Below are 21,642 nucleotides of genomic sequence, written 5' to 3'. Positions count from 1 at the left end.
AGCTGAAATGAAACTGCACACCCTATGGGGGCTGGTGTTCCTGACTTTATACGCGCACCGTGACGCGTGCGCCGTCGTCTTCCAAGTGGATGGAGTCGATGAAGCGCACTACGCGGGTGGCGTACCCCATCACCAGCGTATGCGTCCGCGCTCCGCCGCCGAAGCGCCGCACGCCGCTGAGCAGTTCGCCGTGCGTGATGCCGGTGCCGGAAAAGACGATTTGTTTGCCGGGAGCGAGTTCATCGGTTTTGTAGACCCGCCCTTCCTCGACGCCCATCAATTTGAAGCGCTCCCGTTGCTCTTCGTTTTCGGCGATCAAGCGGCCCTGAATCTCTGCGCCGAGGCACTTCATGGCCGCCGCCGTGATGACACCCTCGGGTGCGCCGCCCGATCCCATCAGCGCGTGAACGCCGGTGCCGCGCACGCCCACCGCGAGGCTGGCGATCACGTCGCCGTCGGTGATCAAGTTGACTCTCGCGCCCGCCTGCCGCACCCGCGCGATCAGGTCGGTGTGGCGCTCGCGGTCAAGGATGCTGATCAGCAAGTCGCCGGGCTTGCGGCTGAGCGCTTGGGCCAGCGCGGCGATGTTGGCTTCCACCGGCCAGTCGAGGTGAACGCGGCCAGCCGCAGGCGGCGGCACCACCAGCTTTTCCATGTAGCAGTCGGGAGCCTGCATCAGGCCGCCTTTTTCACTGAGCGCAATCACGGCTAGGCCGTTGGGCAGTCCTTTGGCAGTCACTTCGGTGCCTTCCACCGGGTCAACCGCGATGTCTACCTGATAATGGCCGCTGCCCAACATTTCGCCGATATACAACATCGGGGCTTCGTCCATTTCCCCTTCACCGATCACCACTTCGCCCTGAATATCCATTTCGTTCAGCACGTCGCGCATGGCCTCAGTGCCCGCGCCGTCCACGGCGTTTTTGTCGCCCATTCCGACAAATCGGCTCGCCGCCAACGCCGCCGCTTCGGTGACGCGGGCAGTTTCGAGGACGAGGGCGTGTTCTAAGTCAGACTTTCGGCGGAGGGGTGTCATGCCTCACACCGTAACATAACCTTAGACGGCTAAGAAATGGGAGCGCTTCCATGTTTAGCCTCAGAAAAATAGGCCTTTACTCAACAAAAAGCCGCCCACTCCAAGTCAGGCGGCTCTTTGATTCCAACTTCAGCGAACCACGATATTAATAATCCGCCCCGCCACGTACACTTCCTTGACCAACTGCTTGCCTTCCAAATGCTTGGCGATGTCGGGGTTGGCGCGGGCGGCAGCGAGGGCTTCTTCTTGGGTGGCCGTCTTAGAAATCTCCACTTCGCCGCGCACTTTACCGCTGACCTGCACGCCGATGACGATACTGTCGCGTACGGCTGCCGTCTCGTCTACAGCGGGCCAAGTTTGTAAGTGAACGCTCTGGGCGTTGCCCCGTTCACGCCAGATTTCTTCGGCAATGTGCGGCACCAACGGAGCCAACATCAAGTTGAACAGATTCAGCGCTTCGTTCCAAGCGGGCGTGTGGGCCACGGGCGAGCGCTTGGCCTTCACCAAGGTATTGGTCAGTTCCATCAGCGAGGCCACGATGGTGTTGAAGCTCAGGCGCTCAAAGTCAGCGGTGATTTTTTTCAAGGTGCTGTGAACGGCGTAGCGCAAATCATGCTCGCTGACATTTTCGGCGGGGCCACTAATCGCGTCGAAATACAGCGACCAGACGCGGCCCAACCACTTGGCGGGGCCGTTGATGCCGCTGGGATCCCAGGGGCCGCCGACTTCCCAAGGCGCAATAAACGCCAAGTAAGTTCGCACCACGTCCGCGCCGTATTCGCGCACCAAGTCGTCAGGGTCGATCACATTGCCCCGGCTCTTGGACATTTTTTCGTTGTCCGGCCCCAAAATGATGCCCTGATTTCGCAGCACCTTGAACGGCTCGGAGATGGTTGTCAAGTTCATGTCGCGGGCCACTTTTGTCCAGAAGCGGCTGTACAGGAGGTGCAAAATGGCGTGTTCGATGCCGCCGGTATACAGGTCAATCGGCATCAACTTGTCGGCCAACGTGGGGTTCCAGGGGCCTTCGTCAAAGTGCGGCGAGGTGAAGCGGTACATATACCAACTGGAATCGACGAAGGTGTCCATGGTATCGGTGTCGCGCTCGGCAGGGCCGCCACACACCGGACAAGTCGCCTTGCGGAACTCGGCGTCTTGTTTCAGCGGGCTCTGACCGTTGGGCATAAATTGCACGTTGTCGGGCAGCAACACGGGCAACTGATCCGCTGGAACGGCCTGAGCGCCGTGTTCGGGGCAATAGACAATCGGAATCGGCGTGCCCCAGTAGCGCTGACGGCTGACCAGCCAGTCGCGCAGGCGGAAAGTGGTTTTGGCCTTGGCAATGCCGCGCTCCTCCAGCTTGCCGATGATGGTTTCGATGCTGGCTTTTCCGCCGATCAAGCCGTCAAATTCACCGCTGTTGACGATCAAGCCTTCACCGCTGTACGCCTCGTCGCCGGTGATATCCAAGGGCTCACCCCCTTCGGGACGGATGACTTCCACAATGTCCAAACCAAACTTTTTGGCAAACTCAAAATCGCGCTCGTCGTGAGCAGGCACGGCCATGATGCTGCCGGTGCCGTAGCTGACCAGCACGTAATCGGCCACCCAAATGGGAATCTGATGCCCACCAACCGGGTGGGTGGCAAAGCTGCCGGTAAATACTCCGGTTTTGTCGGTGCTCTGCTGGCGCTCCACATCGGTTTTGCCGCCTGCCACTTCCAAGTAGGCCTTGACCGTCTCGGCTTGGTCAGGGGTGGTCAACTCGGCAACTTTGGCGTGTTCGGGGGCCAACACCAAGAAGGTCGCGCCCATCAGGGTATCGGGGCGGGTGGTGAAGACGGTTTCCGGGCCTACGGGCGTGTCGAACACCACTTCTGCGCCTACCGACTTGCCGATCCAGTGGGTTTGCATAGCGCGAACCCGTTCGGGCATGTCGGTGCCGCCAAAGTCCAGCAGTTCGTCGGCGTAGTCGGTGATTTTCAAATACCACTGGCTCAAGTTGCGCCGCTCGACCTGTGTGCCGCAGCGCTCGCACTTGCCGCCCACGACCTGCTCGTTGGCCAGTACCGTCTGATCTTTGGGACACCAGTTGACCAATCCGCCCTTCTTGTACGCCAAGCCGCGCTTGAACATCTCGGCAAAAAACCACTGATTCCAGCGGTAATACTCCGGGTCGGAAGTGGCGAACTTGCGGCTCCAATCAATCATGGTGCCCATCCGCTGAAACTGGCCGGTCATGTATTCGATGTTGGAATATGTCCACTGGCGCGGATCGACATTGTTCTTGATAGCAGCGTTTTCGGCAGGCAAGCCAAACGAATCAAAACCCATCGGAAACAAGACATTGCGGCCATTCATTCGCATGTAACGGGCGCGGGCGTCCGGCACGCAGTAGGCGTACCAGTGGCCGATGTGCAAATTGCCACTGGGATAAGGAAACATGGTCAGGGCGTAGAACTTTTCGCCTGCCGCTTCAGGATCGAAGGTGTACAGGCCTGCCTCGGCCCAGCGCTGTTGCCATTTGGCTTCTATGGCGTGGGGGTTGTAGCGCTCGGAGCGGGGTTCGGGAATGTTGATCGGTTGGGGCTGGGTGTCAGTCATGAGGGGAACTCCTGTGTGTGGCCAGTGAAAAAGAATGAAAGCAAAAAAAAGCTCCGGCGCAAACCAAAGCCGGAGGCAGGGCGAGCAAGCTTAGTTCAGCTCGTCGCGGCAGCCTCCGGTGGTAAGTGCAGAGCGGATCATACAGGTAGTTTAATGCACAGGCGAAAGGAAAGAAAGCCGCACCTGCTGGATATAGTGAAACCACATGATTCATGTTTACCTGGAACGCTCTGAAGGAGCAGAACATAAGTTCTACGAGGCCGTTACCGGAGCCCAGACGCTGACACTGCGTTACGGCAGAATTGGCACGCAAGGAACAACACAGATCAAAACGTTTGACACGCCGCAGGCCGCTGAAGCCGAGGCACACAAAAAGCTGGCCGAGAAGCGCAAGAAGGGATACGCCGAAGCTGTGCTGGGCGAGACCGAGAAGAAAAGGCCCTCTCCTGCACGAATCAAATTGCCCAAACTCTTAGAGCCTCACCGCGAAGCCATTGAAGCTACTCTGCACCCCGTCATAGAACTTACGCTCAGTGAAGAGTCTTTGGTGGCTTGGGATAGCAAGGTGGGCGGCGTGCCGTACCGCTTGCAAGGTGAAGCTTGGCCGCTTGATCCGGCGGGTCTGCCGCTGGCTTTTCTAGCGCAGATCAATTTTGCACAGTTACCCGCGTTAGAAGGTTTTCCCAATGCGGGGATTGTGCAATTCTTCATCGGCACAAATGACTTGATGGGTTTTCGTTTCAAGAATATAGACCAGCCGCAAGACACCTACCGAGTGTTGTACTTTGAGCAAGTCATTCATGACGAATCGCAACTCGATTTATCTTTACCCATTTGGCCCGATGACCGCGAACGCCACAGCCCACTCGAGGAGAATTTGGCTCTTAAAATCAGCGGTGTCAAAGGGGAAATGCTCATGACCCCTCGTGATCGGCTGTTTGAATCTACCGTTAGAATTGATTTTTTAGACGAAGCTGACTCGCCAGATGATGATCTGCAACTTGGCGAATATCTTGAAGAAAAGTACAATGAAATCAGCCCAAGCGGTCATCAGCTCGGCGGTTATCCAATGTTTACTCAAGAAGACCCGCGCACGCCAGAACACGCCCATATTCTGCTGTTCCAATTGGATTCGGATTGGGATCACAACATCATGTGGGGTGATATGGGGATCGGCAACTTCTTTATTCACCCGAATGACCTGGCCAAACGCGATTTTTCCAGGGTGTTTTACAACTGGGACTGTAGCTGAGCCGAGCACTATTTCTTATTGCAGATCAGATCAAATTCCATGTTGTAAATCTGGGCGAGGGGCAGCTTGGCTTTCTGCAACTCTTTGACGGCATCAGCGCTGGGCCGGATCAGCAACCGCGTCCATTTGGTCGCCGTCCCCCGATTGTCTGTTTCCGTCTGAAGCGTCATGGATGTGCCGGGGAGCAAGGTTTCAATCCACTGATTCTTGTAGTTGTTGAGGGGAGCGGCGCTGTCATTGGTGGCCACCACTACATCTGATGGCGAGAAGGCCATGAAGTTGTGAAGCTCCTGCTTGGACGCGTTGCTGAGCTTCAGGGTAACGCCGAACCGGTCTCCATCCATTCCAAATTTGATGAGCTGAACACTGTACACACCGTTAAACAGGGTGTCGCCGACGCACCCCTTGATGGCGTCGGTCTTGGGCTTCACGCCGCCGGCGGTAATGGCCCCGGCGCGTTTGAGGTCACTGGCCTTGAACTGATAATACGTTTCGCCGTTTTTGGTGCTGGTGGTGGCCTGAAGGGCGACGCCGTTAATAAAGACCTGTTGATTCGTTTGAGCCGCTGCTGCTGCGCCAAACAGCGAAATCGCGCCAAGGTACAGGCAAGAAGAAATTTTCATAGCTGAGGGTAACAGAGAAAGGTTTACGAACGGTCTTCTGACTTCGTACCGTTCTGTGGGTGTCCTCGGCGTTTTCGCAGACGGGGGATTCTCAAAGTGCCGCCACCATCTTCACTTGGTTCAGCCCCACTCCAAAGCCGTCTGTGATTCGCTCCACCACCACAAAGCCGAAGCGGGCGTAAAAGGCTTCAGTGTGCTGGCTGGTGTCAATCTTGACGCGCTGCACTTCGGGCCAGTGCTGCCGCAGCCAATTCAGGCGCGAACAGGTGAGTTCGCTGCCAAGGCGGCAGCCGTGCAAATCGCCGCGTACCATGCCCCAACTCAGGTAAGCCAGCGTGGGATGTACCTCATAACCGACGCCGCCGCACGCCACGGCCTCACCTCCGCGCTCCAGCACGAAATACGGCCGCTGTTCGCGCTCCACCCGTCCCAGAAACGCCTCGTAGTCCGCCCGCTCGGAAGCAAGGAAATACTTGGGACGGTTGCTTTCAAAAAGAGAAAGGCAGGCGGCATGGTCGGTGATCAGGTATGGGCAAAGCATCTCAGCAGTATGGCAAAGCGGCTCAGGCGCTTCAGCCGTTTTCGCCGAATTAGTGTATCCATAACACCCAGAGGCAACTCAAAATAGACTGTCCGACAAAGATGAACACCACCTAGACTGTTCCTAAATGTGTAACACGAAGTCATTTGGAATGGAAGCGCTTCACAGGTCAGACTGCTTTTGAGATCTGGCAATTGCCAAGTTGAAACCAAGTCGCGCAACACCGTCACACAACGTTAAGGAGGGCCACCCATGACCGTGCCCACTTCCATTCCAGCCAACCCAAATGCCCAGCGCAGTGTTCTCTCGCCGTTGGGTATTTCCGCCGCCACCGTCCACCACAACCCCAGCGTAGCCGAACTGTACCAACACGCCCTGCGGCTCGGCGAAGGCCAAATCACCGAAGGTGGGCCGCTGGCCGTCGTCACCGATAAGACGGGCCGCAGCCCCAAAGACCGCTTTATCGTGGAAGACGACCTGACCCGCCAAACGGTGTGGTGGGGCGGCTTCAATGTCCCCACGACGCCCGAAATCTTTGAGCGGCTGCTGGCCAAAATGAGCGAGTACGCAGGCGAGCGCGAACTGTTCGTTCAAGACCTCTACGCCGGAGCCGATGCCCGCCACCGACTCTCGGTGCGTTTCGTGCAGGAGATGGCCTATCACTCGCTGTTCGTCCACAACATGTTCGTTCGGCCCAGCCCCGAGGAAAAAGCCGACTTCGAGCCGGACTGGACCGTCCTGAACTTGCCCGGTTTCAAGGCAGCCGGCGAGGCCGACGGCGTGCGGAGCGAAACGGCCATTCTGGTCGATTTCACCAAGAAGATGATCTTGGTGGCGGGCACACAGTACGCCGGAGAAAACAAAAAAGGCATCTTCAGCGTGCTGAACTTTTTGCTGCCGGATCAGGGCGTCATGCCGATGCACTGCTCAGCCAATGTGGGCAAAGCAGAAGACGTGGCCCTCTTTTTCGGGCTGTCCGGCACCGGCAAAACCACCCTCAGCGCCGACCCGGAGCGCCACTTGATCGGTGACGACGAACACGGCTGGACAGACGACGGGGTGTTTAACTTCGAAGGCGGCTGCTACGCCAAAGTCATCAACTTGTCCTCAGCGGCTGAGCCAGAGATTTTTGCCACCACCCATACTTTCGGCACGGTGCTGGAAAATGTGGTGGTGAGGCCCGACCACACCCTAGACCTCGCCGACAACTCGCTGACCGACAACACCCGCAGCGCCTACCCGATTGAACAGATCGCCAACCACTGGCCCGGAGGCATGGCCGGAACACCAAAAAATGTGGTGTTTTTGACCGCCGACGCTTACGGCGTGTTGCCGCCCCTGTCGCGCCTGACCCGCGAGCAGATGATGTACCACTTTATTTCCGGCTTCACCGCCAAGATTCCCGGCACAGAAGACGGAATCGCCGAGCCCGAACCGACATTTTCGGCGTGCTTCGGCGCTCCGTTTATGCCGCGCCATCCGGCAGAGTACGCCGAACTGCTGGCGGGGAGGGTGGAGCAAAGCGGCGCGAAGGTCTGGCTGGTCAACACCGGCTGGAGCGGCGGAGCTTACGGAACGGGAAAGCGCATCAGCATTCGGCACACCCGCGCCCTGATTTCGGCGGCCCTCAGCGGCTCGCTTGATCAAGCCGAATTCGAAACTGAGCCGTTTTTTGGGCTGTCCATTCCCAAACAAGTCAGCGGCGTGCCAGCGGAGATTCTTAACCCGCGCCAGACCTGGGCCAAGCAGGACGCCTACGACGTGGCCGCCAAAAAGCTGGCGGGCCTGTTCCGAAGCAACTTTGAGCGCTTTGAGAGCGGCGCAGATGCAGCCGTGACGGCGAGTATGCCGCAGCACAGCTAAGACATTCCCCCAACACATCAAAGCGAGCGGGCCGCCCTTCCAATCGGGGCGGCCCACTCAACTTTTTAAGGATAGCAAATCCGTCCCTTGACGGTGCTCTGACAAAAGCCAGCGCAGCCTTTATCTTGGGCTGACCAACGGCTGAAACGTCGGGCGGAAGATCACCAGTAAGGAACCTCTCCCTTCCTTCTCACCGCCACTGGAGGCCCACCATGACCGCGTTCAGCCTTCCCACCCAAGATCAGATTCACAGCATTCCTAGCGCCCACACCCTCAAAGGCAACCTACTCAGCTACGAGTTCCCCAGCGGATTTGCGGAGCGGCTGGCCCACGAGCACGGCTGGACGCTGCCGTTTACGCTGGAAGTGCTGCGCGAGTACCGCCGCTTTCTGGTGCTGGCGGCCACCTGCGGCCAAAGCGTGACGCCCAGCAAAGCGGTAGACGCCGCGTGGCACGAACACCTGACCCACACCCGCGATTACTGGTTGCGCCTGATCCCGCTGCTGCCTGCGCCGCTGCACCACGACCCTTCGGGCGGCTCGCCAACCGAGAGCGCCCACTTCGCTCAGCAGTACCTCGGCACGCTGGAGCTTTACCGCGCCGAGTTTGGCCAGCCCGATGCGCAGATTTGGCCGAATCCGCACTTCCCCAGCTCACGTCCACCCACTCAGCGCCCTATCAAGCGTCGTCTCCCCCGCTGGCTGCTGCTGGCGGCGGTGTGGCTGCTGGGCGGGTTGGCGCTCTATGCGTTCGGCGTTTGGGCGGTGGCGGGCTTGGCGCTGCTGGGCGTCGTGGTGGCGGCCCAGCTTTCCAGCCCCCGCAAGCAGCGGAGTGGGAGCGGTGGTGATGGCAACGGCGGCAGCGGCTTCTTCGGCTTGCTGGGGGATTTGGGCTCTGGCGGCGGCAGCACTGGAGATTCGTCTTGCGGTGACAGCAGCGGCGATTCGGGCAGTTGCGACAGCGGCGGCGATGCTGGTGGCAGCAGCGATGGAGGGAGCAGTTGCGGTTCCGGCTGTGGAGGCGGGTGCAGCAGCTAGAACATTTGTCAAAAAAGAAGCTCTTTTTTGACCGACCAACGGGAGTGGAATAAAGAGAGCCTTTGGGAGGATGGATGGCTGAGCGTGCTTTTTGCTCGGGTATCCATTCGGACAAAGGCTCTAAACAGTGAACGGCAGCGCCGTACCCCGGCGGGCGGCGAGGTAAACTGGGAAGCAATCTCGAGCACTTCAAGGAGAACCCACATGGACATGCGAAAGCTGATGAAACAAATGCAACAAGCCCAAAGCGCCGCCAGCAAAATTCAAGAAGAATTGGCCGCGCAAACCGTAGAGGGCAGCGCCAGCGGCCTCGTGACGGTAACGGCCAACGGACACGGCAAAATTCAGAGCCTCAAAATCAAGCCCGAAGCGGTTGACCCCAGCGACGTGGAAGCTTTGGAAGACTTGATTCTGGTGGCGATTCAGGAAGCGGCGGGCAAAGCCGACGAGTTGCAGCGCAGCGCCACCCAAGCGCTGGGATTGCCGGGCGGAATGTTCTGAAAAGCCCCCGTACGCAGGCGAGAACGCCGTGAAATATCCCTCCAGTTTGGTGGCGCTGATCCGCGAACTCTCGCGCTTGCCGGGCATTGGCCCCAAAAGTGCTCAGCGCCTCGCCTTTTACCTGTTCGAGCAGCCGCGTGAAGACATCGAGCGCCTCGCCGGATCGCTCCTCGACGCCAAGCGCGAACTGCATACCTGTCCGGTCTGCTTTAACATCACCGACGCAGAACTGTGCGATGTCTGCGCCGACCCGACTAGGATGCAAAACCTGATCTGCGTGGTGGAAGAGCCTGGCGACGTGATCGCCATTGAAAAAAGCGGCGAGTACACCGGCCTTTATCACGTGCTGCACGGCGTTCTAAGTCCCATGAACGGCGTCGGCCCTGATAAGCTGCAACTCAGGCCGCTGCTGCCCAGACTCCAGAGCGGTATCGAAGTGATCTTGGCCACCGGCACCACCGTGGAGGGCGAAGCCACCGCCATGTATGTGCAGCGCTTGATCGAGCCGCTGGGCGTCATGGTTTCGCGCATCGCTTACGGCCTGCCGGTGGGCGGAGCGCTCGAATACGCCGATGAAGTCACGCTGGGACGGGCGCTGAGTGGCCGCCAGCGGGTCAGCAAATAATCAGCAGCCAAACCCTGCCCGCCTGCAAATGGCGGTTTTTTCATCTTCGTGCTCGATTTGGTGACACCAAGGTGAGACGTGAGCGAGTATGATGAGGCACGATGCTGGACGCCCTTAAACAATTGGTCATGGATGTAGACGGCGCTTGGGCTGCGGCTCTCGGCGGCATGGACGGTCTGCTGGTGGACGGCCACACCGAAGCCGATGTAGACCTCACCCTGCTGGTTGCCGAACATGCCGGACTGCTGCGAGCCGCCAAACAATCCTACGAACTCACCCTCTCCGGGGGCACGCCAAGCGAGTGGTTCGTGCGCGGCGAAACCCTGAGCGCTTATCTTTTGCCGCTGCAAGACTTTTTCTTGATGCTGATCCTCGACGGCCACGGCAATTTGGGCCAAGCCCGCATTTACGGCCAACAAACCCTCAGGCAACTGGAGACGTACTTATGAGCGCCCACCTGCGCGAAGTCATTGACCTGCCGGGAGTGGAGGGCGCGGTGCTGAGCAGCAGTGACGGGCTGAGCTTGGAGAGCTACGGCCACTACACCGAACTGCTCGCCGCCGAACTCACCGCCCTCAGAGCGACTTTTGAGCGGGTCTCGCGCTCCAGCGGACTCGGAAAAATGTCGCGGCTGGCCATCACCGCCGAGACGCTGGAAATCGTGGTGGTGACGGCGGGGCCCTACCTGGCCGCCGTCGCCATGACGCGGGGCATTGACACCCGCCCCGCCCAGCAAGCGCTGGCCAAGTTGGCGCTGAGTCTGGAGTTGCCGGGAGCCAGCAATGCCCGTTGATCCCCTTCAGCTGGACGAAGCCCTCGGGCGCATTCTCAGCACCCGTGGCGTGCGCTACGCGGCCCTGGTCGGCCCAGACAGCAGCCCGCTGGGGAGCGCCGGAACCCAGCCGCCTGACGCCAGTTTCGTCAGGGCCGCGCAGGCGGTGGCCCAGAGCCTCAGCGCCACCGTGGGCGATCAGCCGCTCAAAGACCTGATGATGGACTTCGCCGACGGCCCGGTGCTGCTGACCCCCCAAAGCGACAATCTGCTGCTGGTCGGCTTTGATGAAGTCGGCAATTTGGGGCGCGTCCGGTTCGCGGTCAAGCGGGAGATCAGCAGGCTCTGAACTTTCAATCAGTAAGCGGCGGCCCAGTAACTTAGGGGCCGCCGCTTGCTAACATTGTGTGAGGTTGTGGCTCAGTCCGCCGCATCTGCGGGCGCGTACTGAAGGCGGTGCAAGCGGGCGTAATAGCCGTTTTGCGCCAGGAGCTCGCTGTGGCTGCCCTCCTCCACCACTTGCCCGCGCCGCATCACCACAATGCGGTCGCAGTGCTCGATGGTGCTGAGGCGGTGGGCGATGATGATGCTGGTGCGCCCGTGCATCACCTTGGCCAGCGCGTCCTGAATCCGCATCTCGGTTTCGGTGTCCACGCTGGCGGTGGCCTCGTCCAGCACCAAGAGAATGTCCGGGTTCTGAATCAGGGCGCGGGCGAAGGCCAAGAGCTGCTTTTGGCCGGTGCTGAGGGTCGCGCCGCGCTCGCGGACTTCGGTGTTGTAGCCTTCCGGCAGTTCCATGATGAATTCGTGGACACCCACGTATTTGCAGGCCTGAATAACCCGCTCGTGGGGAATGTCGGGGTTGCTCAGCGTCAAATTGGTTTCCATCGTTCCGGCGAACAAAAACACATCTTGCAAGACCACGCCGATGTGGCGGCGCAGATCGTACTGAGCGAGGTCTTTGACGTTGATTCCGTCCACGTCCACCGAGCCGCGCTGCACGTCGTAAAAGCGGCTGACCAGAGAAGTAATGCTGGTCTTGCCCGCGCCCGTCGCGCCCACCAGCGCCACACTCTCGCCAGCCCGAATGTGCAGGTCGATGCCGCGCAGCGTCCAGCGGGGGTCATCGTCGGGGGTGTCCGCCGTCACTTCGGAGTCGTAAGCGAACCAGACTTTATTGAGATCGACCCGGCCTTCAAAGTGGGTCAGGGTTTTGGCATCCGGCTTGTCCTGAATGGTCACGTCCTCGTCCAGCACGCCAAAGATGCGCTCAGCGCTGGCCATCGCCGCTTGCAGGTTGTTCATCACGTCGGCCAGATCCTGAATCGGCTGAAAAAGTTGGCCCACGAAGCCGTTGAACGCCACCAGCGTGCCCAGCGTGATGCCGGAAGCTGCCAGCACCGCGTCGGGATTGCCCACGCCCGTACTCAGGAGAATGCTGCGCCCGGCGAACCACAACACCAGCGAGCTCGCCACCGCGCCGAGCAGCGCCACGGTCGGCTGAAACAGCGAAAACCAACTGACTGAATTGATGGTCGCCCGCAGCAAGCGGCGGTTCGAGCGGTCAAAGTCCTGTGAGTTGTGGTTCTCGCGGCCAAACAACTGCACTGTCAGCATTCCGGTGATGTTTTCGTTGAGCTTGGTGTTGACGATGGCCTGCTGAATACGGGTGTCTCTAAAGGCGTAGCGGATCTTGGTGCGGAAATAAGCCGAGGCGTAAAACAAGATCGGCAGCACCAAAAAGCTGATGATCGCCAGCGGCCATGACACGCTGAGCATAATCACCACGTAAGCGATAATGAGAAAACTGCTGGTAATCAAGCTGACGAGGCCCGCCGTAATGAACTGGTTAATGGCGTCCACATCGCTGGTGACGCGGGTAATCAAGCGGCCTACCGGGTTGGCGTCGAAGAAAGCCAGCGGGAGGCGCTGCAACTTGGTGAAGATATCGCTGCGAATGTCATACAGTACCTTCTGACCCAGATAGTTGATGACGTAGGTGGCAGCGTAGCGCATCAAAAAATCCAGCACGCGCAAGCCGAGAAAGAGCAGCGCCGCATTCAGCAGCACTTGAAAAAGCGCTTGCCGGGTGGCCAGATCGCTGCCCGCCGTCAGCACCTTCGGCCCCAGCGCGTGGTCGATGGCGTAGCGCTGAATCAGCCCGTAGAGCGGCGCGGCCACCGAAAACACGAAGGTGGTGATCAGCGCGATCACCGCCAACTTGGTGTAGGGGCGCAGGTAGTTCAGAATCCGGCGTGTGAGATTCGCGTCGAACTCCTTGAGAAAGGCCTCGTCGGGTTGGGTCATGCCTTCACCTTTTCAGTGCTGAGCGGTTCACCGCTGGGTTTGATCTGGGAAGCGGCTTCAGTCAGGGCGTCTCTAGTCAATTTGCCTTCGTCTTCACTTTTCAAATCGCCCTCTAAGCGCTGCTGGCGGTCTAATTCGGCATAGTGGCCGCCGAGCGCCAGCAAGTCCTCGTGGCTGCCCTGCTCCACGATCTGACCGCGCTCCATCACGATGATGTGATCGGCGTGGCGCAGGGTGCTGACGCGGTGGCCGATCAGCAGCACGGTGCGGCCCTGCTGAACTTGGCGCAGCCCGCTGAGAATCCGGCTTTCGGTTTCGGTATCCACCGCGCTCATGGCGTCGTCGAGCACCAGAATGCGCGGCTCACGGGCCACAGCACGGGCCAGAGCGGTGCGCTGGCGCTGACCACCCGACAGGGTCACGCCGCGCTCGCCCAGCGTGGTGTCGTAGCCCTGCGGGAACCGTTCGATTTCACTGGCCAGTCCGGCGATCTCCGCCGCCGCACGGACACGGTTCATGTCGGGCTGGCGGTCATCGGGAGGCGGCGCTTTCGATTTCAGCACGCTGATGCGGGTCGGGATCGGTGCGTAATTGGCGTTGTCGAGGCCGAAAGCGACGTTGGAAGCGATCGTATCGGAGAACAAGAACGGCTCCTGCGGCACGACCGCCACGTTTTCGCGCAGCACTCTAAGCGGAATGCGCCGCACGTCCACGCCGTCTACCCGCACCGTCCCGCTGCTCACGTCTACGAGGCGCGTCACCAAATTGCCCAGCACGGTTTTACCGCTGCCGGTGGGGCCCGTGATGCCCAAGGTTTGACCTGCTGGAATCTTCAGCGACACGTCTTTAAGCACCTGCTGACCGTCGAAGTTGAGGCTGACGTGATCAAACTCGATCTCGCCGAGAACGGACTTGATGCTGGAATCGGTGCGCCCATCGTCTTTGATGTACGGCTGGGCATTGAAGATGTCTTGGAGGCGGCCCCACGACGCCGAGCCGCGCTGAAGCATATTGGTGATCATCCCAATGCTGAGCATGGGCCAGGCCAAGCGGTCGAGCACCAAGGCAAACTGGGTAAATTGGCCCAGCGTCAGCGGGCTGCCCGGCACCAACCCCAAGATCATCCGGCCGCCGTAGATCAGCACGATCACGTAGGCCAGCCCCATCAGGAGGCTCATGGAAGCTTGCAGCGGCCCTTCCACGGTGGTCAGGCGCAGCGCCCGCTTAATCAGTTCGCTGTTGAGGCTTTTGTATTCGGTGATCTCGCGGTCTTCGATGGCGTAGCCTTTCACGACTCTCGCACCCGAAAAGTTTTCCTGCGCTTTGGCCGAGATGACGCTGTTTTGCTCCTGCACCGCCACGTAGCGGGCACTGATGAGCCGGGCCAGCATAAACAGAACCCCAATAATGACTGGAAACACCACCAGCACAGCCAGGGTCAGTCGCCACGACAAGCTGAAAAACCAAAAGAAACTGACCACGAAGCTGGCAACCACGCTGGAGAGTTGCCAACTGCCAAAGCCGATCATTTCGCGCACCGCCGAGAGGTCGCCGGTCAAGCGGTTCATCAAGTCGCCGGTACGGGCGCGGTCGAAGTAGTGTTTGTCGAGGCCGGAGAGGTGGGCGAACAAATCGCGGCGCACTTCGTATTCGATCTGGCGGCTCGCATACACGATCAGCCGCCGCACCAGCACCATCAGCCCGCCGGACACGACCACCGACAGCACCGCGCCCAGCGCGTAGAGCGCCACTTGCCCCGCCGTGATGCCAGCCGTGGCCGGATTGGTGTCGGCGGCTCCGGTCAGGCCGTCAATGATGAGACGGGTAAAATAAGCCGGCAACGTGACGGCCGTTCCCGCGCCGAAAACGGCCAGCGTGCCGAGGAAGAATTGACGTTGGTGCAGCTTCAGGTACGGCCAAAGGGTGGACAGGGTATTCAAAAGTGACCTCAGGCAAATCTGGGAGCGGAAGAAAACAGCGCGAAATACGCGGCGGACGCCAGCAGCTCAGGCTAAGCAGCCCGGGCCAAACGGTATAGTCTACGCCGCTCTGCCGCCGGGTAAATAAGCCATTTGGCGCAGTTGAGGCAACGGTAAAGCTCTCCAGAAGGGAACAGTCCATTCGGGCTGTGCTACCTCCCCTCCGCTGCCCACCCAACAGCCTGAGAAGTCGTAGGCCTAAGCCTTGAGCCTATCCGCTCTCCATCCGCACCCAAGCAGCCGGGACACGGCCCGTTTATGGGCGGCTGAAGGCAAGCTCTTGGGCCGCAAAATTTGTCCGCACAGCAGGCGGCTGAGCTCAACTTTTCGGTAGCGCCGCTTCCATCCTCACACCCGGCAGAATTGATTGACTTGACACTTTCCAAAGTCGGGTGCTACTATCTCCAACCGGAAGTAAGACGGTCAAAAGCCGCTCAAGCAACCGCGCTCAGGCAGAGAATCACCCCTCTGAGCAGGAGAGGTGCCACCCTAGCTCAACTGGTAGAGCACCCGACTTGTAATCGGAAGGTTGTCGGTTCGATTCCGATGGGTGGCTCCATGTACAAGTCTCCATGCAGCAGTCGCCGAGCCGCTCCCCGGCAAAGCGAGAAGTTTGGGTAGGTGGCCGAGTGGTTAAAGGCGACAGACTGTAAATCTGTTCACGTAAGTGTACGGCGGTTCAAATCCGCCCCTGCCCACCATCTGCGGGAGTAGCTCAGTTGGTAGAGCGTCAGCTTCCCAAGCTGAATGTCGCGAGTTCGAGTCTCGTTTCCCGCTTTTCCTTTTTTGAGTTTTAGGTTCAAGCAGTGCTTTTAGTTCCCTGCTCTTGTAGCTCAGTGGTAGAGCACTCCCTTGGTAAGGGAGAGGTCATCAGTTCAATCCTGATCAAGAGCTCCAGTAAGAATATTTGGCCCGCACCTTCACTCGAAAGAGCTTAGCGCGGGCCGAATTTCCATGACTTTATTTCGAGCAGCGCAGGTTAAGTTTTTGCTTCACCGGAGGAACCACCATGGCAAAAGGAACATTCGAGCGCAACAAGCCCCACGTCAACATCGGCACGATCGGTCACGTCGATCACGGCAAAACCACCCTGACCGCTGCCATCACCTACACGGCAGCCTCGATTGACGCCAGCATCGAGACCATGCGCTACGACCAGATCGACAAGGCCCCCGAAGAAAAGGCCCGTGGCATCACCATCAACACCGCCCACGTCGAGTACTCCACGGCTGCGCGTCACTACAGCCACGTGGATTGCCCCGGTCACGCCGATTACGTCAAAAACATGATCACCGGCGCGGCCCAGATGGACGGCGCGATCTTGGTCGTGTCGAGCGCTGACGGCCCGATGCCCCAGACCCGCGAGCACATCCTGCTCGCCAAGCAAGTCGGCGTGCCCCACATCGTTGTCTTCATGAACAAGGTCGATATGGTCGATGACGAGGAACTTTTGGAACTCGTCGAGATGGAAGTCCGAGAGTTGTTGGGCCGTTATGATTTTCCCGGCGATGACGTGCCTGTCGTCAAGGGCAGCGCCCTCCGCGCCCTCGAAGTCTTGACCGCTACGCCCAAAATGGCACGCGGCACCGACAAGTGGGTCGACAACGTCTGGGAACTCCTCGACGCCGTTGATTCCTACATCCCCACCCCTGAGCGCGACACCGACAAGGCCTTCCTGATGCCCGTCGAGGACGTGTTCACCATCACCGGACGTGGCACTGTCGCTACCGGACGCGTCGAGCGCGGGATCGTCAAGGTTCAGGACGACGTCGAGATCATCGGCCTGCGCGACCTCCGCAAGACCACCGTCACCGGCATCGAAATGCACCGCAAGCTCCTTGATTCCGGCATGGCGGGCGACAACGTCGGCGTGCTGTTGCGCGGCGTGGCCCGTGACGACGTGGAGCGCGGCCAAGTTTTGGCCAAGCCCGGTTCGATCAAGCCGCACACCAAGTTCGAAGCCAGCGTGTATGTGCTCTCGAAAGACGAAGGCGGACGCCACAGCGCGTTCTTCGGCGGCTACCGTCCTCAGTTCTACTTCCGCACGACCGACGTGACGGGCGTGGTGGAACTGTCCGAGGGCGTGGAAATGGTGATGCCCGGCGATAACGTGACGTTTATCGTTGATCTGATCAAGCCGATTGCCATGGAAGAAGGCCTGCGCTTCGCCATCCGCGAAGGTGGCCGCACCGTCGGCGCAGGCGTCGTCACCAAGATCGTGGAGTAAGCCAGCACAACGTTCGTCAAGCAGGGGCAAGCCAGTGTGCTTGCCCCTGCTTGTTTTGTTATAATTCTCACAGATGCCGAATGTCCCTTCTCTGGCCGACTGGCTGCAATCGCTTGAGCGCAGCGGCAATGCCGTCGCCCTGCTGGCCAGCGGCCTTACCGAAGCCGAAGCCCGCTGGCGACCTCAACCGGAAAGCTGGTCGGCACTCGAAATCATTAACCACCTTGCCGACGAGGAAAGTGCCGATTTCCGCACCCGGTTCACTCTGCTTATCAAAGCGCCGCAGGAAGCTTGGCCCAAAATTGATCCGCAGAGCTGGGCGCGGCAGCGGCGCTACAACGCACGGGGCTTGGAGAGTTCCATCGAGAGATTTTTGCAGGAGCGGCAAGCTTCGCTGCGCCAGCTCCAAGCTTGGCCAGAACCGGACTGGGCCGCAAAGCGCGGCAGTCTCAATGCCGCCGACTTAATGGCGTCGTGGCAAGCCCACGATCTGCTGCATCTGCGCCAGTTGGCCCAACTGCGCTACCTCTATTTGGAAGCGTTGGGTCTGAATATCGGCTACGCGGGCACCTGGCCGGGGCTGCTGCGGCCAGAGGAAACCGTCAGCTAGACTTCCAGCTTGACCAAAGAGCTTCAACGCGGTCAGACTGCAAAAAATCGGCTGAGTGTCAGCAGTTTTCCCAACAGCCTGCCCAGCCTGGAAGGTGAGCAAGGCTAGACAGCCGCGCCTCCAGCACCGTATACTCGTGAGCGTTGTCTGCCCTACGCGCAGGCTTTCACCAGTACGCCGCCGCTGTGATGTTGGGTCGGACACTGGGAGTTCGCAAGGTTGGCCCGCCCAATACCGATGAGCAGCATGCTGATTGGCAAGAGCGGCGCACGACCTCCGGACGACAAGGAGAACGAGCATGGCCAAAGACGGACCGCGCATGATTATCAAGATGGAAAGCACCGCTGGAACGGGCTTTTACTACACCACCACCAAGAACCGCCGCAACACGCAGGCCAAACTGGAACTCAAGAAGTACGATCCAGTCGCCAAAAAGCATGTTCCCTTCAAGGAGAAAAAGGTCTGATCTCGGCTGGCCCACCTGATGGTGAGTCACGCAAGGACAGCTCCTTTTTCCGCCATTCTTTGAGGTGAGGTCATGAACATCGTGCAGTATTTCAAAGACGCCCAGGGCGAACTCTCGCGGGTGACTTGGCCGAGCCGTGAAGCGGTATTCGAAGGCACTCAAGCGGTGCTGATCTTCGTGATCGGCCTGACCTTGATCGTCTTTGCCCTCGATAAGGTCTTCGGCATCCTGATCAAATTGGTGTTGCCATGAGCATCGAGTGGTACGCCGTTCACACCTATATCGGCCAAGAAGAAAGGGTCGAGAAAACGCTGATGGAACGCGCCCGCAAGCTGGGAATGCAGGGCACCAAGATTTTTCAGGTGTTGCAGCCCAGCGAAAAGGCCGTGGAGCTGCGCGAAGGCGGCAAGAAAGAAACCGTCGAGCGCCTGCTGTTTCCTGGCTACGTCTTCGTTCAAATGGATATTGAAGACGACGACTCGCCCGGCGAACTCGGTGAAAGCTGGGAAACGGTACGCAACACCCCCGGCGTCACCGGCTTTGTCGGCACCACCACGTACCCGGTGCCGCTCTCGCAAGAGGAAGTGCAGCGACTCCTTATTTCGGTGGGCCTGACCCAACAAACCGAGGAAGCGCCCGCGCCGCGTATCAAGGCCGATTTCAAAGCGGGCGACATGGTGCGCGTTACGGCTGGCCCGTTCGCCGATTTCAGCGGCGTGGTCAGCGAAGTCAACATGCCGCAGGCCAAGGTCAAAGTGCTGGTCAGCATCTTCGGGCGCGAAACGCCGGTTGAGCTCGACTTCTCGCAAATCAGCAGATAAGCCGCTCAGCACTAGCCAAGCCGCTTAAAAATCCGTAAAATAAAAAAGTTGCTGCCAAATCCCCTCAACCGGCAGAACTTAGCGCCAGCACCCCTCAGAGCAGCACCAGGGGGAGCTAAGGAGAAGAAATGAAGAAGATTACCGGCATCGTGAAGTTGCAGCTTCCGGCAGGCAAGGCCACCCCGGCCCCGCCCGTCGGCCCCGCGCTGGGTCAATACGGCGCGAACATCATGCAGTTCACCAAAGAGTTCAATGCGCTGACGGCCGACAAGGGTGACGCGATCATCCCTGTGGAAATCACCATTTTCGCCGATCGCAGCTTTACCTTTATCACCAAGACCCCGCCGATGAGCTACCTGATTCGCAAGGCCGCCGGACTGAGCAAGGGCAGCGCCACGCCCAACAAAGCCAAGGTCGGCAAGCTCGACTGGAATCAGGTCTTGGAAATCGCCAAAACCAAAATGCCCGACCTCAATGCGGGCAGCGTCGAAGCCGCCGCCAACACGGTCGCAGGCACAGCACGCAGCATGGGCGTGACCATCGAGGGAGGCCCCAATGCCTAAGCACGGAAAGCGCTACACGGCGCTCATCGGTAAAGTCGACCGCAACAAGCAGTACACCATCAGCGAAGCTGCTGAACTCGTCAAAGAACTGGCCACCGCCAAGTTCGACGAAACCGTGGAAGTTCACTTCCGCCTCGGCATCGACCCGCGCAAGAGTGACCAAAACGTGCGCGGCACGGTGGCGCTGCCGCACGGCACGGGCCGCAATGTGCGCGTGGCCGTGATCGCCAAGGGTGAGAACGTGGCCGCCGCCGAAGCTGCGGGCGCGGACGTGGTCGGCAGCGAAGAGCTGATCGAGCGCATCGCAGGCGGCTTCATGGACTTCGACTCGGTCGTGGCAACCCCCGACATGATGGCCCAAGTCGGTCAGAAATTGGCCCGTTTGCTGGGGCCGCGCGGCCTGCTGCCCAACCCAAAAAGCGGCACCGTCGGCACCGACGTGGCCGGCATGGTCAAGAGCCTCAAGGCCGGACGCATCGAGTTCCGCAATGACAAGACCGGCGTGATCCACGCGCCGATCGGCAAGGTCAGCTTTGAAGGCGGCAATATCAGCGAGAACTACCAAGCGCTGATCAGCGCCCTCGAAGGAGCCAAGCCTGCCAGCGCCAAAGGCGTCTACCTGCGCAGCGCTTTCCTGACCAGCACCATGGGGCCGAGCATTCCCCTGACGCTCAGCACCCAAGCGCAGTAATACCCAACCATCAGCACCCCGGTGCATTCAGGCACCTCTCAATGTTCGCGGCACCTTAGACAGCGGGTATCTTTGCCAGGGTTTTGACCTCACGGTTAAAAGATTTAAATCCACCCGCCGAGTTGTCTGGAACGCCTCTGGGCACCGGACACCCTTGTTTTCCGATTTCATTCAAGCTGTATGACCAGAAAGGAGGTTCGCAACTATGCCGAACCAACGCAACCAAAACATTCTGGCCTCGCTGAAGGCTTCCTTAGAAGGCGTCGAAACGTTTTTCGTCGTCGACTATCAGGGCCTCAGCGCTGGGCAGTTGGGCGCACTCCGCAAGCAAGTGGTGGAAAAGGGCGGGCGCATTATTGTCGCCAAAAACTCCCTCATCAACTTGGCGCTGGGTGAAACCGATTTCAGCGACGCCCTCAAAGGGCCGAGCGCTATCGTGGTGGCCCAAGACGACGCCGCTGGTGTGGCCAAAGCGCTGAGCGACGCGGCCAAAGCCAACGACAAAGGCATCCCGACCATGAAAGCGGGCTTCCTCGAAGGCAAGCGCGTCGACATCAGCGTGGTGGCGCGTATCGCCTCGCTGGGCACCAAAGATCAGCTCTACTCCGAGCTGGTTGGCGTGCTGGGCGCACATCAAAGCAACTTCGTGGGCCTTTTGGAAGCCTACAAAGCGCAGCTCGAAGAAGCCGCCGCTTAAACTGCGCTTTCCTCTTCCCTCTCACCCGTTTTTCCCTTCAAATTAAAGGAGTCCTACCATGGCTTTCAACAAAGAGCAATTCCTCGACGATCTGTCCAACATCACCCTCCTCGAACTGGCCGATTTGATTGACGCCATCAAAGAGAAGTTCAATGTGACCGCTGCTGTGGCTGTCGCTGGCCCCGCTGCTGGCGCGGCCGCCGTCGAAGAGAAAACCGAATTCGACGTGGTGCTGATCGACGCTGGTACCAGCAAGATCAACGTCATTAAAGAAATCCGCGCCATCACGGGTCTGGGCCTTAAAGAAGCCAAGGATCTCAGCGAGAAGGGCGGAGCACTCAAGGAAGGCATCAACAAAGAAGAAGCCGAGAAGCTCAAGGCCCAGCTCGAAGCTGCCGGCGCTAAAGTCGAACTGAAGTAAGGCCCC

At 59.4% G+C, this 21,642-nt stretch carries 23 protein-coding genes and 4 tRNA genes; 21 read left to right on the top strand and 6 right to left on the bottom strand.

Going from position 1 to position 21,642, the window contains the following annotated elements:
• Positions 1-46 precede the first annotated feature (46 nt).
• Both glpX and leuS read right to left on the bottom strand, forming a co-directional pair.
• A complete protein-coding gene (gene glpX / locus EHF33_RS02220; RefSeq protein WP_124867485.1) occupies positions 47-1,036 on the bottom strand; it encodes a class II fructose-bisphosphatase in 990 nt (329 codons plus the stop codon).
• 129 nt (positions 1,037-1,165) lie between these two features.
• The gene (leuS, locus tag EHF33_RS02215; RefSeq protein WP_124867483.1) at positions 1,166-3,640 is read right to left on the bottom strand and encodes a leucine--tRNA ligase; all 2,475 of its coding nucleotides are present in this window, start codon (positions 3,638-3,640) and stop codon (positions 1,166-1,168) included.
• A 205-nt stretch (positions 3,641-3,845) separates the two neighbouring features.
• Between leuS and EHF33_RS02210 the strand changes: the two genes are divergently transcribed.
• Positions 3,846-4,892 carry a DUF1963 domain-containing protein gene (locus EHF33_RS02210; protein ID WP_124867480.1) on the top strand — a complete coding sequence of 349 codons (1,047 nt, stop codon included), beginning with the start codon at positions 3,846-3,848 and terminating at the stop codon, positions 4,890-4,892.
• A gap of 8 nt (positions 4,893-4,900) precedes the next feature.
• Here EHF33_RS02210 and EHF33_RS02205 read toward each other — a convergent pair whose 3' ends face one another.
• The gene (locus EHF33_RS02205; protein ID WP_124867478.1) at positions 4,901-5,515 is read right to left on the bottom strand and encodes a hypothetical protein; all 615 of its coding nucleotides are present in this window, start codon (positions 5,513-5,515) and stop codon (positions 4,901-4,903) included.
• 91 nt (positions 5,516-5,606) lie between these two features.
• Positions 5,607-6,056, bottom strand: a complete 450-nt coding sequence (locus tag EHF33_RS02200) for a GNAT family N-acetyltransferase (protein ID WP_124867476.1) — start codon at positions 6,054-6,056, stop codon at positions 5,607-5,609.
• A 252-nt stretch (positions 6,057-6,308) separates the two neighbouring features.
• Between EHF33_RS02200 and pckA the strand changes: the two genes are divergently transcribed.
• From pckA to EHF33_RS02165, 7 genes are all read left to right on the top strand, one after another.
• Positions 6,309-7,919 (top strand): phosphoenolpyruvate carboxykinase (ATP), encoded by a 1,611-nt coding sequence (pckA, locus tag EHF33_RS02195; RefSeq protein WP_124867474.1) that lies wholly within the window; start codon positions 6,309-6,311, stop codon positions 7,917-7,919.
• A 212-nt stretch (positions 7,920-8,131) separates the two neighbouring features.
• Positions 8,132-8,956 carry a glycine-rich domain-containing protein gene (locus EHF33_RS02190; protein ID WP_124867472.1) on the top strand — a complete coding sequence of 275 codons (825 nt, stop codon included), beginning with the start codon at positions 8,132-8,134 and terminating at the stop codon, positions 8,954-8,956.
• Between the two features lie 204 nt (positions 8,957-9,160).
• On the top strand, positions 9,161-9,457 hold the full coding sequence (locus EHF33_RS02185; RefSeq protein ID WP_124867470.1) for a YbaB/EbfC family nucleoid-associated protein: 297 nt from the start codon (positions 9,161-9,163) through the stop codon (positions 9,455-9,457).
• A 28-nt stretch (positions 9,458-9,485) separates the two neighbouring features.
• Positions 9,486-10,082, top strand: a complete 597-nt coding sequence (recR, locus tag EHF33_RS02180) for a recombination mediator RecR (protein ID WP_124867468.1) — start codon at positions 9,486-9,488, stop codon at positions 10,080-10,082.
• 101 nt (positions 10,083-10,183) lie between these two features.
• The gene (locus EHF33_RS02175; RefSeq protein WP_124867466.1) at positions 10,184-10,531 is read left to right on the top strand and encodes a roadblock/LC7 domain-containing protein; all 348 of its coding nucleotides are present in this window, start codon (positions 10,184-10,186) and stop codon (positions 10,529-10,531) included.
• A complete protein-coding gene (locus tag EHF33_RS02170; RefSeq protein WP_124867464.1) occupies positions 10,528-10,875 on the top strand; it encodes a roadblock/LC7 domain-containing protein in 348 nt (115 codons plus the stop codon). The genes EHF33_RS02175 and EHF33_RS02170 overlap by 4 nt, the downstream gene beginning before the upstream one ends.
• Positions 10,865-11,203 carry a roadblock/LC7 domain-containing protein gene (locus tag EHF33_RS02165; protein ID WP_124867462.1) on the top strand — a complete coding sequence of 113 codons (339 nt, stop codon included), beginning with the start codon at positions 10,865-10,867 and terminating at the stop codon, positions 11,201-11,203. Before EHF33_RS02170 ends, EHF33_RS02165 begins: the two co-directional genes overlap by 11 nt.
• 71 nt (positions 11,204-11,274) lie before the next feature.
• Here EHF33_RS02165 and EHF33_RS02160 read toward each other — a convergent pair whose 3' ends face one another.
• Both EHF33_RS02160 and EHF33_RS02155 read right to left on the bottom strand, forming a co-directional pair.
• Positions 11,275-13,161, bottom strand: coding sequence for an ABC transporter ATP-binding protein (locus tag EHF33_RS02160; RefSeq protein ID WP_124867460.1), 1,887 nt, complete (start codon positions 13,159-13,161; stop codon positions 11,275-11,277).
• Positions 13,158-15,101, bottom strand: a complete 1,944-nt coding sequence (locus EHF33_RS02155) for an ABC transporter ATP-binding protein (protein WP_124867458.1) — start codon at positions 15,099-15,101, stop codon at positions 13,158-13,160. Before EHF33_RS02155 ends, EHF33_RS02160 begins: the two co-directional genes overlap by 4 nt.
• 522 nt (positions 15,102-15,623) lie before the next feature.
• On the opposite strand from EHF33_RS02155, the gene EHF33_RS02150 reads away from it, so the two are divergent.
• The 13 genes from EHF33_RS02150 to rplL all read left to right on the top strand — a co-directional run bounded on the left by EHF33_RS02150 (position 15,624) and on the right by rplL (position 21,636).
• Positions 15,624-15,699: transfer RNA gene (locus EHF33_RS02150), tRNA-Thr, on the top strand.
• A 56-nt stretch (positions 15,700-15,755) separates the two neighbouring features.
• Positions 15,756-15,841: transfer RNA gene (locus tag EHF33_RS02145), tRNA-Tyr, on the top strand.
• Positions 15,842-15,844: 3 nt separating this feature from the next.
• Positions 15,845-15,917, top strand: a tRNA-Gly gene (locus EHF33_RS02140).
• A 45-nt stretch (positions 15,918-15,962) separates the two neighbouring features.
• A tRNA-Thr gene (locus tag EHF33_RS02135) sits at positions 15,963-16,037 on the top strand.
• Between the two features lie 112 nt (positions 16,038-16,149).
• Positions 16,150-17,367 carry an elongation factor Tu gene (gene tuf, locus EHF33_RS02130; protein WP_124867456.1) on the top strand — a complete coding sequence of 406 codons (1,218 nt, stop codon included), beginning with the start codon at positions 16,150-16,152 and terminating at the stop codon, positions 17,365-17,367.
• 73 nt (positions 17,368-17,440) lie between these two features.
• Positions 17,441-17,977: a DinB family protein gene (locus EHF33_RS02125; protein WP_124867454.1), complete on the top strand. Its 537-nt coding sequence runs from the start codon at positions 17,441-17,443 to the stop codon at positions 17,975-17,977.
• 298 nt (positions 17,978-18,275) lie between these two features.
• Positions 18,276-18,443 carry a 50S ribosomal protein L33 gene (gene rpmG, locus EHF33_RS02120; RefSeq protein ID WP_109826019.1) on the top strand — a complete coding sequence of 56 codons (168 nt, stop codon included), beginning with the start codon at positions 18,276-18,278 and terminating at the stop codon, positions 18,441-18,443.
• A gap of 72 nt (positions 18,444-18,515) precedes the next feature.
• A complete protein-coding gene (gene secE / locus EHF33_RS02115) occupies positions 18,516-18,695 on the top strand; it encodes a preprotein translocase subunit SecE (RefSeq protein WP_124867452.1) in 180 nt (59 codons plus the stop codon).
• Positions 18,692-19,264 (top strand): transcription termination/antitermination protein NusG, encoded by a 573-nt coding sequence (nusG, locus tag EHF33_RS02110; protein WP_124867450.1) that lies wholly within the window; start codon positions 18,692-18,694, stop codon positions 19,262-19,264. The genes secE and nusG overlap by 4 nt, the downstream gene beginning before the upstream one ends.
• A gap of 128 nt (positions 19,265-19,392) precedes the next feature.
• Positions 19,393-19,827, top strand: a complete 435-nt coding sequence (gene rplK / locus EHF33_RS02105) for a 50S ribosomal protein L11 (RefSeq protein WP_124867448.1) — start codon at positions 19,393-19,395, stop codon at positions 19,825-19,827.
• Complete coding sequence (gene rplA, locus EHF33_RS02100) at positions 19,820-20,518, top strand: 50S ribosomal protein L1 (RefSeq protein ID WP_124867446.1); 699 nt, start codon at positions 19,820-19,822, stop codon at positions 20,516-20,518. The genes rplK and rplA overlap by 8 nt, the downstream gene beginning before the upstream one ends.
• Before the next feature lie 205 nt (positions 20,519-20,723).
• The gene (gene rplJ, locus EHF33_RS02095) at positions 20,724-21,215 is read left to right on the top strand and encodes a 50S ribosomal protein L10 (RefSeq protein WP_124867444.1); all 492 of its coding nucleotides are present in this window, start codon (positions 20,724-20,726) and stop codon (positions 21,213-21,215) included.
• 58 nt (positions 21,216-21,273) lie between these two features.
• On the top strand, positions 21,274-21,636 hold the full coding sequence (rplL, locus tag EHF33_RS02090) for a 50S ribosomal protein L7/L12 (protein WP_124867442.1): 363 nt from the start codon (positions 21,274-21,276) through the stop codon (positions 21,634-21,636).
• Positions 21,637-21,642 lie beyond the last annotated feature (6 nt).

This window comes from Deinococcus psychrotolerans (assembly GCF_003860465.1).
Taxonomy (GTDB): domain Bacteria; phylum Deinococcota; class Deinococci; order Deinococcales; family Deinococcaceae; genus Deinococcus; species Deinococcus psychrotolerans.
The sequence above is the reverse complement of the archived record's forward strand: the minus strand, read 5'-3'. Positions and strand labels throughout refer to the sequence as shown.